The 14,017-nt window shown below is 32.7% G+C and carries 14 protein-coding genes; 4 read left to right on the top strand and 10 right to left on the bottom strand.

What is annotated here, in order from left to right; genetic code table 11:
* Positions 1-128 precede the first annotated feature (128 nt).
* Entirely contained in the window at positions 129-2,729 is a 2,601-nt protein-coding gene (locus tag GKZ88_RS11590) for an AsmA-like C-terminal region-containing protein (protein WP_155102543.1), read from the top strand.
* 75 nt (positions 2,730-2,804) lie between these two features.
* On the opposite strand, the gene GKZ88_RS11585 is transcribed toward GKZ88_RS11590, so the two are convergent.
* The gene (locus GKZ88_RS11585; protein ID WP_155102542.1) at positions 2,805-3,854 is read right to left on the bottom strand and encodes a glycosyltransferase family 9 protein; all 1,050 of its coding nucleotides are present in this window, start codon (positions 3,852-3,854) and stop codon (positions 2,805-2,807) included.
* A gap of 249 nt (positions 3,855-4,103) precedes the next feature.
* Complete coding sequence (locus GKZ88_RS11580) at positions 4,104-4,898, bottom strand: DUF2797 domain-containing protein (protein ID WP_155102541.1); 795 nt, start codon at positions 4,896-4,898, stop codon at positions 4,104-4,106.
* 248 nt (positions 4,899-5,146) lie between these two features.
* Between GKZ88_RS11580 and GKZ88_RS11575 the strand changes: the two genes are divergently transcribed.
* Together GKZ88_RS11575 and GKZ88_RS11570 are read left to right on the top strand one after the other, a co-directional pair.
* Entirely contained in the window at positions 5,147-6,655 is a 1,509-nt protein-coding gene (locus GKZ88_RS11575; RefSeq protein WP_155102540.1) for a GH3 auxin-responsive promoter family protein, read from the top strand.
* Between the two features lie 37 nt (positions 6,656-6,692).
* Complete coding sequence (locus GKZ88_RS11570) at positions 6,693-7,511, top strand: hypothetical protein (RefSeq protein ID WP_155102539.1); 819 nt, start codon at positions 6,693-6,695, stop codon at positions 7,509-7,511.
* A 354-nt stretch (positions 7,512-7,865) separates the two neighbouring features.
* On the opposite strand, the gene serB is transcribed toward GKZ88_RS11570, so the two are convergent.
* The 7 genes from serB to GKZ88_RS11535 form a co-directional block, all read right to left on the bottom strand.
* A complete protein-coding gene (serB, locus tag GKZ88_RS11565; protein ID WP_155102538.1) occupies positions 7,866-9,095 on the bottom strand; it encodes a phosphoserine phosphatase SerB in 1,230 nt (409 codons plus the stop codon).
* A 157-nt stretch (positions 9,096-9,252) separates the two neighbouring features.
* The gene (locus GKZ88_RS11560; RefSeq protein WP_155102537.1) at positions 9,253-9,690 is read right to left on the bottom strand and encodes a VOC family protein; all 438 of its coding nucleotides are present in this window, start codon (positions 9,688-9,690) and stop codon (positions 9,253-9,255) included.
* A 106-nt stretch (positions 9,691-9,796) separates the two neighbouring features.
* Positions 9,797-10,234 carry an SRPBCC domain-containing protein gene (locus GKZ88_RS11555; protein ID WP_155102536.1) on the bottom strand — a complete coding sequence of 146 codons (438 nt, stop codon included), beginning with the start codon at positions 10,232-10,234 and terminating at the stop codon, positions 9,797-9,799.
* Between the two features lies 1 nt (position 10,235).
* Positions 10,236-10,643, bottom strand: a complete 408-nt coding sequence (locus GKZ88_RS11550) for a VOC family protein (protein WP_155102535.1) — start codon at positions 10,641-10,643, stop codon at positions 10,236-10,238.
* Between the two features lie 119 nt (positions 10,644-10,762).
* Positions 10,763-11,167 (bottom strand): SRPBCC family protein, encoded by a 405-nt coding sequence (locus GKZ88_RS11545; protein WP_155102534.1) that lies wholly within the window; start codon positions 11,165-11,167, stop codon positions 10,763-10,765.
* Between the two features lie 47 nt (positions 11,168-11,214).
* A complete protein-coding gene (locus GKZ88_RS11540; RefSeq protein WP_155102533.1) occupies positions 11,215-11,619 on the bottom strand; it encodes an SRPBCC domain-containing protein in 405 nt (134 codons plus the stop codon).
* Positions 11,620-11,641: 22 nt separating this feature from the next.
* Positions 11,642-12,052 carry a VOC family protein gene (locus GKZ88_RS11535; RefSeq protein ID WP_155102532.1) on the bottom strand — a complete coding sequence of 137 codons (411 nt, stop codon included), beginning with the start codon at positions 12,050-12,052 and terminating at the stop codon, positions 11,642-11,644.
* Positions 12,053-12,192: 140 nt separating this feature from the next.
* Here GKZ88_RS11535 and GKZ88_RS11530 point away from each other — a divergent pair, with 140 nt between their 5' ends.
* The gene (locus tag GKZ88_RS11530; RefSeq protein ID WP_155102531.1) at positions 12,193-13,158 is read left to right on the top strand and encodes a helix-turn-helix domain-containing protein; all 966 of its coding nucleotides are present in this window, start codon (positions 12,193-12,195) and stop codon (positions 13,156-13,158) included.
* A 154-nt stretch (positions 13,159-13,312) separates the two neighbouring features.
* On the opposite strand, the gene GKZ88_RS11525 is transcribed toward GKZ88_RS11530, so the two are convergent.
* The gene (locus GKZ88_RS11525; RefSeq protein ID WP_155102530.1) at positions 13,313-13,966 is read right to left on the bottom strand and encodes a murein L,D-transpeptidase catalytic domain-containing protein; all 654 of its coding nucleotides are present in this window, start codon (positions 13,964-13,966) and stop codon (positions 13,313-13,315) included.
* Positions 13,967-14,017: the final 51 nt, after the last annotated feature.

Here is a 14,017-nt window from a genome sequence, read left to right as displayed (position 1 = left end):
AAACGGATTTTTTTTGTTTAAAATTAATACATTTCTTACATTTTTAAGAAAATTTTATCTGCGAACTGTGGTAAAAAAAGTTATTTTTGCAGAAGTCGATTTTTAAGTAAACCCTCAAATCTATAAATATGTTAAAGAAAATTTTAAAAATAACCGCCATTGTCATTGTGGTTCTTGTGGCCGCATTATTTGCCATTCCGTACTTCTTTAAAGACCAGATTAAAGCAAAAATAGCGGATGCTATCAACGAAAGTGTTGATGCAAAAGTAAGTTTTGCTGATGCCGATTTAAGCTTGTTCCGAAATTTCCCAAATGCTGCAGTTGGAATCGAAAAACTGGTAATTATCAACAAAGCGCCGTTTGAAGGCGATACTTTAGTTTCATTAGGGCAATTGAACCTGAAAATGAGTATTAAAGAGCTTTTTAAAGGAAAAGATGAACCTTTAAATATTCAAGGAATTACTTCAGAAAATGGTTTGATCAACATTATTTTTAATAAAGACGGCGTTGGAAACTTTGATATTGCTTTAAAAGACAAAAAAGAAGAAACCAAAGATGATAACAGCAAACCGCTTTCGTTAAAAATCCAAAATTATAAAATCGAAAATTTCACCTTCAGATATATTGATCAAGGTTCTAAAATTAAAATGGTAATTGACAGCCTGAACCACGAAGGAACAGGAGATTTTACCAATTCAAAATTAGATTTAACGACAAAATCAACAGCAAAAATATCGCTGGATATGGATAAAGTTAATTACATGAAAAATGTAAAACTGACTTTAGATGCTGTTTTAGGAATTGATCTTGATAAGAGCAAATATACGTTTAAAGAAAATAAAGCTTTGATCAATCAACTGCCTTTGGAGTTTGACGGATTCATTCAAATGACAGACAAAGCTCAGATTTATGATTTAAAGTTTAAAACTCCAACTTCGTCATTTACAAACTTCTTAGGCTTAATTCCTTCAGCTTATGCATCAAGTTTAGATGGCGTAAAAACAACAGGAGATTTCACCGTTACAGGTTTTGCAAAAGGAGAATTAACAGACACAACAGTACCAAAATTCAATATTGCAATTGCTTCAAACAACGGTTCATTTCAATATCCGAACTTACCAAAATCAGTTCAAAACATTGTAATTGATACAAAAATCATCAACGAAACCGGAATACTAAATGATACTTACGTCAATTTAGATAAACTGACTTTTAAAATTGATCAAGACGTTTTCAGCGCTAAAGCGAATATTAAAAATATTACCGTAAACCCAATTGTTGATGCGGCTTTAAAAGGAACTATCAATTTGGCTAATCTTTCAAAAGCATATCCAATTAAAATGGATAAACCGCTTGCTGGTATTTTAAAAGCTGATGTTACAACGAATTTTGATATGGCTTCTGTAGAAAAAAGTCAATATCAGAACATTAAAAATGCAGGAACAATGAGTTTGTCAGGATTTAAATATACTGATGAAAACAATAAATCGATGAGCATCAGCATTGCGCAGGTTGAATTTAATCCGAGTAAAATCAACTTAAAGCAATTTAATGCTACTACCGGAAAAAGTGATATTGCTATTAACGGAGTTTTAGAAAATTTCTATGGTTTCATGTTCAAAAAACAGGAATTAAGAGGAAACTTCAATATGAGTTCAAATCAGTTAGCGGTTGATGATTTTATGACAGCCGGCGAACCTGCAAAAGAAGAAACAAAAACTGCAGCAAAACCAGCTGAAGCAATGAAAATTCCAGCTTTCTTAAACTGTACGCTAAATGCAAAAGCGAATACTGTTTTATATGACAATTTAAAACTGAAAGATGTTTCTGGAAAATTGATTATTAAAGATGAAAAAGCACTTTTAGAAAACTTTAAAACATCGATTTTTGGAGGAACAATCGGTTTGACCGGAGCCGTTTCAACAAAAGAAAAGGTTCCAACTTTTGATATGAATTTAGGTTTCAATCAAGTTGATATTGCTCAAACTTTTACGCAATTAGACATGATGAAAAAGATTGCTCCAATAGCAGGAATCATTAATGGTAAATTAAATTCGACTATCAAATTAAATGGAAATCTGGATGCAAATGAATTGACTCCGGATTTAAAATCTATTTCGGGTGATTTAATTGGACAATTGCTTTCGACAACTGTAAATGCCAAGAACTCAACTTTACTAAATTCTCTTAGTTCAAACATTAAGTTCTTTGACGTAAACAAAGTGAATTTAAATGATATTAAGGCTGCTTTGACTTTTGACAACGGAAAAGTAAACGTTAAACCTTTTGACATTAAATACCAAGACATTAAAGTTACAGTTGGTGGAACGCACGGTTTTGACCAAACTATGAATTATAACTTGAAATTTGACGTTCCGGCTAAATATCTAGGAAGCGAAGCAAATGCTTTTATTGCAAAAATGTCTCCTGCCGATGCTGCAAAACTGGAAAACATTCCAATTAATGCCTTAATTACGGGTAATTTTTCAACCCCAAAAATCAGCACTGATATGAAAGCGGCTGTAAGCAGTTTAGCTTCACAAGTAGCGAATCAGCAAAAAGAAAAATTAACGCAGAAAGGAGCTTCTGCTTTAACTGATTTGATCAACAAAAACACAAAGGCAAAAGATACAACTCAAGCTGCAAAAACAGAAAAAGAGCAAAAAACTCAAGAAGTAACCAAAAAAGCAAGTGACTTGCTGAATGGATTATTTAAGAAGAAAAACTAAGTCAAATTGACTTCATAAAAAAAGCCTGTTCTTATTAATAGAACAGGCTTTTTTAATTTATAGCAGATTTTAATCTTATTTATTTAAAATCGAATTGATTATTCGGATAAAATCAGGAATTGAATTTGTATTCGTATCAACAGCAAGACTGTTGTTTCCGTATGGTTCGTATTTTTTAATATTCGCTCCCGAGAACAAACCTACTGTTGGCACCTTTGAAGCGCTTGCTAAATGCATAATACCGCTGTCTGCTCCTATAAAAATCGCAGAATTTGCCATAACTGAACCAATTTCGCGAACATCTTTACTGTAAAATGAAGGTGCCTGAAAATTTATTTGAGAAACATTTTCGACTGGCAAAATTTCAAAAATATTATAGTCTGAAGCATACTCTTTTTTTAGAGCGGCATAAAACTCTTCCCACCATTCTACTTGATAACATTTTTCTCCGGTTGCAAAAGTAAATATGGCAATCGATTTTTTATTTTCATCGACGATTCCATTCAAAATTGCTTTTCCTTTTGCAATTTCATCAGACGATAATTTTAAATCTATTAATGCCACTGGTTCTTTTTTATCTTCAACACCAAATTGGCTTAAAGCATATCTAAAATTATAAACTGGATATTTTGCAATATGATCATAATCATCATAAGGCAATTCTACATTTTCCGGAAGATCTCCAAAGATTTTAACTTTTGCACTTGAAAATTTTACTGCTAGACGGCCAGACGACGAATTTTGATCGACATTGACAACAACATCATAATTTTGTTTTCTGATCAATGTCCAAACTTTCAAATATTTGATTAATTCATTGAAAGGCTTTTTAGGCAGTTCTATTATTTTATCAATGTTTTTGTAGTTTTCAAAAACTATTGGAGCAAGTCCTCCTTTTACAAACAAATCAATTTTACAATTTGGAAATGTATCAGTGACTTCCTGAATAAGCGGTGTAATTAAAAGTAAATTCCCTAACCTTTTATTAGGTCTGGAAATAAGTACTTTTTTGATTTCATTTTTGTCGATCTGCCCGCTCTTCTGCAGAACAGAACGGCCAATATTCTTGGTTAAACCGCGCATTATATTGCGTCTGAGCGCGTTAACTTTCTTTACGTTACTCATTCATTTTTGTTTTTAGAATTAAAAAAGTTTCTACTTTATTAATTTGTCAGTGGCATTGAACAAATCAAATATAAGTTAATTTTTTCTTAAAAGTAAAATCTTTGAATAAGTAAACATTACATAATTGTAAAGCAATTTAACAAAATTCACATCCTCTATTCTTAAAAACGCCGAAAATACAATGATTACATTACCTATTTGGTAATTTTATACAGATGCTGAAAATGAATAGACGAAACGCTGTTTATACTAGACGTTTATGGTAACAACATAACCTTCTGACCCGCGAATGTTAAAAACGGTTCCGTTTTCAAACAATAAATATTGTCCTTTAATTCCAACTAATTTACCTTGAAAAGAAGGTGTTTTATCTAAATTCAGACTATTGATTTTTGCAGGATAACTTAAAACCGGATAATTTAATTCGTAAACATCATTCTTTTGACTGTAAAAATAATCCTTTACTTCAGCAGGAATTAAGCTTTCAACTTTTGATTTTTCAAGAATTAAATCACACGTTTCTGTAGTACTCTGAAGCATTTTTCGCCAGTTGGTTTTATCTGTATAATGGTCTTTTAGAGCGACCTCAGTAATCCCGGCTAAATATCTGTTTGGAACCTCAACAATAGAAATTGCCTGCGTTGCGCCTTGATCAATCCATCTTGTTGGGACTTGTGTTTTTCTTGTTACCCCTACTTTTACTTCAGTTGAAAAAGCCAAATACACAATATGAGGCTGTAATTGCACCTGCGATTCATATTCTAAATCACGATCTGCAATTCCTAAATGAGCTGTACTCAATTCTGGTCGCATAATCCAGTCACCAACCGCAGCACTTGAATAAAAACAATCGTAACAGAAACCTTGTCTGTATATTTTTTTCTTTTTACCGCAATTCAAACATTGGAAACCAACAAAATTTATCTCAATCTCTTTGTCCAATAACTGATTCATACTTAAGAAGCTATCTTCGAAAACCAAATAATATTGAATTGGATTTCCAATTTCTGTCTGCATTTTTGTAAGTACGCCTTGATAAGTCATTGTATTTTAGATTGAAGATTGCTGATTTTTATTTTACCTCTCTGAGTATTGAATTTAGCCTCTAATTCCATTAAATTAGAATCTTTACTCCATTTAGAATGGTTTTTTTTACAAAAAAATACTATTTTTGATAAGATGACAAAGTTAGTATTTGTCTATTGATATTCAAATTTTAAATTTCTTGATTTTACGCAACACGAAAGATCTAAAATTTAAAATCAGCAATCTAAAAAATCTAAAAATCACTCATGCCTGTATCTATCATTAACTCTTTCGCATCTTGGGTCCTCAAACAAAGGATACACCAAATAGAGCTTTTTCTAAAATATCCGAATGAAGTCCAAGAAGAACTGCTGCATAATTTATTGACTGCATCAGAAAATACTATAGTGGGGAAAAAATATGATTTTGCATCTGTAAGTTCCTATCAGACATTTACAGAAAGAGTGCCGATTTCAACATATGAAGAATTACAGCCTTTGATCGAACGCACACGCCAGGGTGAGCAAAATGTTTTTTGGGAAACTCCTATAAAATGGTTTGCTAAATCGAGCGGTACAACAAATGCTAAAAGTAAATTTATCCCTGTAAGTAATGAAGCTTTAGAAGATTGTCACTATAAAGGAAGCAAAGATTTACTGTGTTTGTACTTGAATAACAATGAAGATTCTGAGTTGTTCCTTGGAAAGAGTTTACGCTTAGGCGGAAGTTCTCAGATTTACGAAAACAACAATACTTTTTTCGGTGATTTATCGGCTATTTTAATTGAAAACATGCCAATTTGGGCCGAATTCAGCAGTACGCCAAGCAGTAAAACTTCGCTGATGAGTGAATGGGAAACCAAAATTGCGGCGATTATAAATGAAACTAAAAACGAAAATGTAACCAGTTTTGCCGGAGTTCCTTCGTGGATGCTGGTTTTAATGAATAAAGTTTTAGAAAATACAGGCAATCAAAATTTACTTGAACTTTGGCCAAATCTCGAAGTTTACTTTCATGGAGGCGTGAGTTTTTCTCCTTATAAAGAACAATACAAGAAAATTTTACCAAGCAAGGACTTTAAATACTACGAAATTTACAATGCTTCTGAAGGCTTTTTTGCCATTCAAGATTTGAATAATTCGAACGATTTATTGCTGATGCTGGATTACGGAATTTTCTATGAATTTATTCCGATGGAAACTTTTGGAACTCCAAACCAAAAAGCGATTCGTCTTGCTGATGTCGAATTGAACAAAAATTACGCAATTGTTATTACAACCAATTCTGGTTTGTGGCGCTATTTAATTGGCGACACAGTTCGCTTTACTTCTTTAAATCCGTACCGAATTAGAGTTACGGGAAGAACCAAACATCATATTAATGTTTTTGGAGAAGAATTAATGGTCGAAAACACTGATCAAGCAATTGCCAAAGCGTGTCAAGTAACACAAACCGAAGTTATCGATTATACAGTCGCTCCTATTTTTATGCATGACAAAGAAAAAGGTGCACACGAATGGATGATCGAATTCAAGAAAAAACCTGCTGATGTTGGTCTTTTCCAAAAAGTTTTAGACGAAACGCTACAAACTTTAAATTCTGATTATGAAGCCAAGCGTTACAACAATATGACTTTAAATCCTTTGGTGATTAATGTTGCGCGTGAGAATTTATTTTATGATTGGTTGAAGGAACGTGATAAATTAGGCGGACAGCATAAGATTCCTAGACTTTCTAATCAGAGGGATTATTTGGAGCAGTTGAAGGAGATGTAGAAATAAAATTTATGAATTAAAATTTATGAATTAAATTATGATTGAAGAAATTGAAAGTGTAAAAACAAGTATTAAAAACATTAATAATGAATTTAAAAATAAACTTAGATTACCTATAATTATAACATATTCGGTAGTATTATTTTTATACAATTGGGATATACTTTTTTATTTAGCTTTTGAAAAAGATAATGCCCTTAATAAAATAGAGTATGTAAAAAACAATTTCTTTACAGTAAATTTTGAAAGAATTTGGAAGCCAATTTTTATTGCAACTTTATATTCTATTTTATTTCCTTTCATTCAAGTTTTAATTAATAAAATATTGCAATTTTTCAAAAGATATAATAATAAAATTACAAGAGAAGAAGAAATCGAGAATGCAAATCATAATTTCAACATCCAACAACAATTAACAGGAAAACAAAGTCTACAACAATTGCAAAATAAAATCGATCAATTAATTCTAGAAAAAGATGAATTAATTGCTACCAATAATTCTTTAATTAGTCAAATAAGAAGTGAAAACATCGAATACCTTGACAGCAAACAAATTCAAAATTCCGAATATGAAAAAACTGCTAAAGAATTTTTTAAAGATGTAAATAAACTTGGTAATGAAGAAAAATCTACTTTTATTGAATTAATTTCACTTATAGATGAATTAAACAATGCTACTGTCAGTTCTGATGAAATAATGAAAAAATTAATTTTCCCTCAGCATTTCAAAAGAGCTTTAGGTATTTTGATAAAATATAATTTAATAGAAAAAAATGAATACTCTGATGATTATTTTAAAACTAACACTCTCGGTTTAAAAATAATTAAATATTTTAAATCAAAATATGTTAAATAAATGATAGCTCCGCTAGCGCGAGCGTCCAGCTCGTGAGCACAATCAACTTCAAAATTATTTTCTTTGCGGGTACGAGCGTGACGCTCGCACTAGCCAAAATTTTAATATATATAAAATTATTAAAAACTGTGATTCCACTAAACCGCATGAGGGATAGAAGTGGAAATCCTTTTGTGCCGGGGTTCGGCACAAAAGATTGAAACGGGTAGCCCGACCCGGAGGGGCATGCCCATATAAAAAACCTCAACCTTTTATTGTAAAGATTGAGGTTTGTTTATTTTTATTTTGATTGTCGAGCTACTTGCGGAGATTTCTCCTTAGTCGAAATGACAAAACGTTGTAAACACTCACTGATTACATCATATCAATATATCGATCGTGATATCCTAAAAGATACAAAACACCATCAAGACCTAAACTAGAGATTGACGTTGAAGCACTTTCTTTCACTTTTGGTTTTGCGTGGAAAGCGATTCCTAAGCCGGCTAAGTTTAGCATTGGCAAATCGTTTGCTCCGTCACCCACTGCAATAGTTTGATTGATGTGAATTCCTTCTTTTTCGGCGATTGCTTTTAGGTGTTCTGCCTTTTTTTGTCCGTCTACGATATCACCTAAATATTTTCCTGTCAGTTTACCGTCTTTAATTTCTAATTGATTAGCGTGAACATAATCGATTCCGAGTTCTTTTTGAAGATACTCTCCAAAATAAGTGAAACCTCCAGAAAGAATTGCTGTTTTATATCCGTAATATTTAAGTGCCTTCATCAAGCGGTGCGCACCTTGCGTGATTGGCAAATTGATAGCAACGTTTTGCAGTACTTCTTCGCTTAAACCTTCCAGCAAAGCCATACGCTGTTTAAAACTTTCGTTGAAATCAATTTCACCATTCATAGCAGATTCAGTGATTGCTCGAACTTGCGGTCCTACTCCATTTAATTCTGCCAATTCATCAATAACTTCAGTTTGGATCAAAGTTGAATCCATATCGAAACAAACCAAACGGCGGTTTCTTCTGTAAATATTATCTTCCTGAAATGAAATATCGACATTTAAAGTTCGTGAAATTTCCATAAAATTAGCTGTCATGCCAATTTTATTTACAATTTCGCCAGTAACCGATAATTGGATACATGAACGCGGAAATTCTTCTTTTTCAACGATAGAAGTTCTGCCTGTTAATCGTATAATAGAATCAATATTCAGGTTTTGATCTGACATTATTTTAGTCACCGCAGCCAATTGAGAAGCCGCTAATTTTTCACCTAAAATATTGATGATGTAACGTTGTTTTGATTGTGATTTTACCCACTTTTCATAGTCTTCAATAGAAATCGGAATAAATTTTACTTTAATTTCTAATTCGTAAGCTTTGAATAATAAGTCTTTTAAAACGGGCGCCGAAGAAGAACCGGCTTCAATTTCGAATAAAATTCCTAAAGAAAGTGTATCGTGAATATCGGCCTGGCCAATATCTAGAATATTAGCATCGTATGTCGCCAATACAGCTGTTAAACCTGCCGTAACCCCTATTTTATCATGTCCTGAAACTTTTAATAAAATAATTTCTTTATCCTCTATTGCCATTTTTCCTTAATTGATTTTGAAGCGACAAAAATCGGCAATCTCTCGTTGATAAAAAAGAATAATCTTTGTTTTTTTGAAAAGAAAAAGCACATAAACATGTGCTTTTTCAAGTAATTTAACAAATATGTTCCGCTATTACAATAACGTAACTTTAAAATTATCCTGTTGGCTGGTTTTCATCAAAGTTTACCATCCATTTTGTACCGAATTTATCTGTGAACATTCCGAAATAAGCACCCCAAAAAGTTTTAGCTAAAGGCATTTCGATTTTACCTCCAACTGAAAGTCCATTATAAATTCGGTCAGCTTCTTCTGTGCTTTCTGTATTAATCGAAACTGAAAAATTGTCGCCAATAGGAAGTTTTCCAAATCTTGTTGAACTGTCACTTCCCATCAAAACTGTGTTGCCAATTGGTAATGAAACGTGCATAATTCTTTCTGCATCTTCTGCTGAAACTTGATCACATCCTTCTTCCACGGGCATTTCTTTAAATTTTCCGATGTATGGAAATTCCCCGCCAAAAACGGATTTGTAAAACAGAAATGCTTCTTCGCAATTTCCGTCAAAAAGTAAATAAGGGTTTACTGTTGCCATGATTTTTTTTATTAATTGTTAATTATAAATTGTTATTGTTTTTTAAAAAGGTTTTAAGAATAAACAAGTTTTCCCTCTATATTCTATATTCTTTGTTCTTTTAACTCTATTTTTCCGCCAATTCTTTCACTTTTTCCAATCCTTTCGGAAAAGCTTCTTTAAAATAATCGATATACTTTTCGACTACATCAACTTGAGTTGTCAAATCGACAAATTCATCGTCTGCAGTTAATCGATACGTTTCCATTGCACCGCTCCACTTTTTAGTTTCTTCGTCAAGAGGCAGTTCTTTATAATCTTTAATCTCTCCAACATGCTTAAAAGCCATGTATTCATTTGGAATTTTCTTTTCGATAATGCTGTTCATTCCTTCACCGCTTGGCGACATAAAATGGATTTTATCACCCTCATTCCAATCACTTATGGCATACGAACCTTCGCAAAAAGCGCCCGTCCATTCTTTATAAGTGTCATCGTTCCATAAAACCTCCCAGACTTTTGTTGCTGGAGCTTTTATTCTAATTTTAAATTCTAACGTTTCCATATTACGATAATTTACTAAAATCCATAAACAAAACATTCCAGCGATGTCCGTCTAAATCAGCAAATCCAAAGCCATACATCCAGCCTTGACTTTCTTCTGGTGCTGCAAAAACAGTTCCGCCGGCTTCAGTCACTTTTTTCGCTAATTCATCAACTTCTTCTCGGTTTTCAGCATCAATCGAAATCAATACTTCAGAACTTGAATTGGTGTCTGTAATGCTGTTTTGAGAAAAAGTAGCAAAAAGTGATTCTTCAAAAAGCATCACAACAAAATGTCCTTCACCAACTACCATACAAGTAGAACTTGGCGTATCGTGCTGTTCATTAAACGAAAAACCTATTTTCCAGAAAAAATCCTTCGCTTTTGCAATATTCTTAACGGGCAAATTCAACCATATTTGTTTTGTCATTTTTTTATTTTTTTTGTGAAACAATTATTTTTTAAACCATGTAAGCAATGCAAGCACAGTTTGACGATTTACTGAGCCTTTGTCCCTCTGCACCTTAGAACATGTGAACCTAAAAGAAACTAATTATTCTCAACGTAATTTTTAAAATTATCCAAAATTGCCTGCCATCCACCGCGTTGCATTTCTTCCGGATTTTGAGTTTCTGGTTCAAAAATTTCAATTATTTCGACTCCTTCAGAAATTTCTTTAAAGATAATTTCAGCTTTTCTTCCATCTCCCATTGTATAATTGATTGCTTCATTTTCTTTTACCAAAGTATATTCTCCCCAGAAATCAAAACTCATACTTCCATCTTTCGCTGCCATGGTTGTAGTGAATTTTCCTCCTTCTTTTAAATCATTTTCTGCACGAGGCGCATGCCATTCTGGAGATGCAAATGCCCATTTTGTAATGTGCTCCGGTTTATTCCAAAATTCCCAAACTTTCTCTTTAGATGCCTTTACCGTATTTTTTATTGTTATCATTGTTATAAAATTATTTTATGAATTTCTTTCTTAGTTTAAAATAGCGCCTAATTATTTTCGACGTACGCTTTAAAATTATCAATAACCGTTTGACACCATTGCTTCTGCATGCTTTCAGAATCTTCTTTTGTGGGTTCAAAAACTTCGATAATTTTCACTTTATTATCGATTTTTTCAAAATGTACGCTTCCTATTCTATTATCAGTGAGTTTGTATTCTATTAATAAATGACTTTCAATTTTAGTATAGATTCCTTCAAAATCAAAACTTGCGGCTCCCTCTTTTTGGGCCATTTTATATTTAAATTTCCCGCCAGCTTTCAAATCATTTTCAGCATATTGTGTATACCAGTTGTCTATAGCTGTGTTCCAGTTTTGAATATGTTCTGGTAAAGTCCAAAATTCCCAAACTTTCTCTATTGATGCTTCTATTGTGTTTTGGACAGTAATCATATTTTAAATATTTAATTAAAAACTATCCCATTTCTGGAATCTGACTTTCATCCATGTGGAAAATTTCCCAGTGATGGTTGTCAACATCTAGAAAAGTTCTTTGATACATCCATCCATAATCTTTTGCTGGAATATAATCCACCCCGCCAGCTTTAACAGCTTTTTCGGTCATTTCATCAACTTGTTGACGAGAATCCAAAGAAATTGAAATAAGTACTTCACTAGTTGTAGCAGCATCACAAATTTGCTTTTTGGTAAAGGTTTGATAAAACTCTTCAACCAAAAGCATCACAAATATATTTTCGTCAATAACCAGACAAGCTCCTTTTTCATTTGTGAATTTTGGATTGGTCGAAAAGCCAAGTTCATTATAAAAAGCCACTGCCTTGTTTAAATCTTTTACAGGAAGATTTAAGAAGATTTTTGTTTTCATCTTGATAAAATTACAAATTAATTAAAACAAATGTAATTTTTTAAGATTACTTAAAAATGCTAATAAAAGTCATTTTTAGGGTCATTTAAGACATTTTACTTACTTTTGTCAAATTGCTAATCTTTCAAATACCACAAATCATGAGCAAGAAAACAGGTTTAATTGTACCGCACGACTACAAATTATTAAGTATAGCTGCGATTTTAGAAGTTTTTGAAACAGCCAATAAACTTAGCAAGGAATCTGAAAAACCTTTTGATATTATGGTTTTTCAATCGGCTGGCCAAATTACTAATGAACAGGTATTTGGGTATGATGTTCATGCAATTGAAACTTCAAATATCGATCTGGATCTGATTTTGATTCCCGCTTTTACCACAGATAATATGAGCGAAATGATCGCAAAAAACAAAGATTTTATTCCGTGGCTAAAAAAACAGCATCAATCCGGAGCCGAATTAGCCAGTTTTTGCACAGGCGCTTTTTTGTTTGCCGCGTCAGGTTTATTAAACGAAAAATTGGCCACTACACATGTTGACGCCTGTAGTGCTTTTACAAAAGCTTTTCCGTTAGTAAAATTAAAACCCGAAGAAACCTTGACTGCCGACGGCAGTTTATATACCAGCGGCGGATCAACCTCAACATTTCATTTATTGATTCTTTTAGTTCAGAAATACTGCGGAAACGAAATTGCTGTTCAGATTGCCAAAATATTTTCGATCGATTTAAATCGCTATAAACAAAGTTATTTCAGCACTTTCAGACCCAATCATCTGCACAACGACACTTTAGTGGCGATGTTGCAACAAAAAATAGAAAGCCATTATAATACGATCGAAAAACTGGAAGAAATCACCAAAGATATTCCAACAAGCGCCCGAAACATGACACGCCGCTTTAAACAAGTAACCGGAATTCCGCCAATCGAATATTTACAAAATATAAGAGTCGAAAGTTCAAAAAAGTATCTTGAACAAACCCAGCTTTCGATTTCAGAAATTATCGAAAAAACCGGTTATAACGATCCAAAAGCATTTAGAAAAGTGTTTTATAAAATGGTTGGCATGAAACCTATTGAATATAGAGAGAAATTTAGAGTGCAGTAATTTTTTTAGGAGCAGGCAATTTCGTTTTCAAAAGACCACTTGTCCTGCTCTACACTATATCTTTTACTGCGTCCCGAGGCTTCGGGACCGCAGTAAAAGGATACCGTTTCGATCAGGGCTAAACGAGAAATTTTATTTTCAAAACACCAGTTAGTTAGGACTTAATAACCCACATCAGGACTTTTTTATTTGTTTTCAAAAGTTCATCAATTTCTTTCATGCTTTCATTTGAAACAGCCGGACAGCCCCAGCCTTCAGGAGTACCTTCGGGATAAACTTCATTTTCAGAAACCGCTTCCCAGGAATGTAAAACTATCGCACGGTTTCTCGCATTCGAATTGGTTTTCTCTTTTCCCTGTAAAATGTAATTTACCTTGATTCCCCATTGACTTACGCCTCGGTCTAATACAACATACTTTCCCACCGAAGAACGATGCGAATCAAACTCATTGCTAATCTGCGCTTTTTCTTTAGTCGTTGTTGCGCCCCATCTATTATCACCACAGCCGTGACTAACCATGCAGGATTTTACAATTGCATTCTTTTTAAAATCATAAATAAAAAATCGTTTTAAGCCGGAATGCAATCCCAAATCGATTAAAATAAATTTGTCTTTATTTAAATTGTTTTGAAGCGTATACGCTTTTGCCTCTTTATAAAATTTACTGTAATCGACCTCTATTCGGGGCTTTGATTCTCCAATTATTTCAACTTTATTTTCATTTTTAGAAATCACTATTTCTTTATTATCTTTTTGGGTACAAGATAAAAGCAAAGCAAAGCCAATTACAAAAATCATATTTTTCATGTCTACAATTTACATAAAATCTGAAACGAAAATCTAATTGAAAAAGTATAA

The organism is Flavobacterium sp. LC2016-01 (assembly GCF_009711135.1).
GTDB lineage: Bacteria > Bacteroidota > Bacteroidia > Flavobacteriales > Flavobacteriaceae > Flavobacterium.
Note: the sequence above shows the minus strand (reverse complement) of the source record. Positions and strands in the feature narration are given on the sequence as shown.

Bases quoted from the DNA above. Each gene is read 5' to 3' on its own strand.
- GKZ88_RS11590 (WP_155102543.1), top strand. From the start codon at position 129: ATGTTAAAGAAAATTTTAAAAATAACCGCCATTGTCATTGTGGTTCTT.
- GKZ88_RS11585 (WP_155102542.1), bottom strand. From the start codon at position 3,854: ATGAGTAACGTAAAGAAAGTTAACGCGCTCAGACGCAATATAATGCGC.
- GKZ88_RS11580 (WP_155102541.1), bottom strand. From the start codon at position 4,898: ATGACTTATCAAGGCGTACTTACAAAAATGCAGACAGAAATTGGAAAT.
- GKZ88_RS11575 (WP_155102540.1), top strand. From the start codon at position 5,147: ATGCCTGTATCTATCATTAACTCTTTCGCATCTTGGGTCCTCAAACAA.
- GKZ88_RS11570 (WP_155102539.1), top strand. From the start codon at position 6,693: ATGATTGAAGAAATTGAAAGTGTAAAAACAAGTATTAAAAACATTAAT.
- serB (WP_155102538.1), bottom strand. From the start codon at position 9,095: ATGGCAATAGAGGATAAAGAAATTATTTTATTAAAAGTTTCAGGACAT.
- GKZ88_RS11560 (WP_155102537.1), bottom strand. From the start codon at position 9,690: ATGGCAACAGTAAACCCTTATTTACTTTTTGACGGAAATTGCGAAGAA.
- GKZ88_RS11555 (WP_155102536.1), bottom strand. From the start codon at position 10,234: ATGGAAACGTTAGAATTTAAAATTAGAATAAAAGCTCCAGCAACAAAA.
- GKZ88_RS11550 (WP_155102535.1), bottom strand. From the start codon at position 10,643: ATGACAAAACAAATATGGTTGAATTTGCCCGTTAAGAATATTGCAAAA.
- GKZ88_RS11545 (WP_155102534.1), bottom strand. From the start codon at position 11,167: ATGATAACAATAAAAAATACGGTAAAGGCATCTAAAGAGAAAGTTTGG.
- GKZ88_RS11540 (WP_155102533.1), bottom strand. From the start codon at position 11,619: ATGATTACTGTCCAAAACACAATAGAAGCATCAATAGAGAAAGTTTGG.
- GKZ88_RS11535 (WP_155102532.1), bottom strand. From the start codon at position 12,052: ATGAAAACAAAAATCTTCTTAAATCTTCCTGTAAAAGATTTAAACAAG.
- GKZ88_RS11530 (WP_155102531.1), top strand. From the start codon at position 12,193: ATGAGCAAGAAAACAGGTTTAATTGTACCGCACGACTACAAATTATTA.
- GKZ88_RS11525 (WP_155102530.1), bottom strand. From the start codon at position 13,966: ATGAAAAATATGATTTTTGTAATTGGCTTTGCTTTGCTTTTATCTTGT.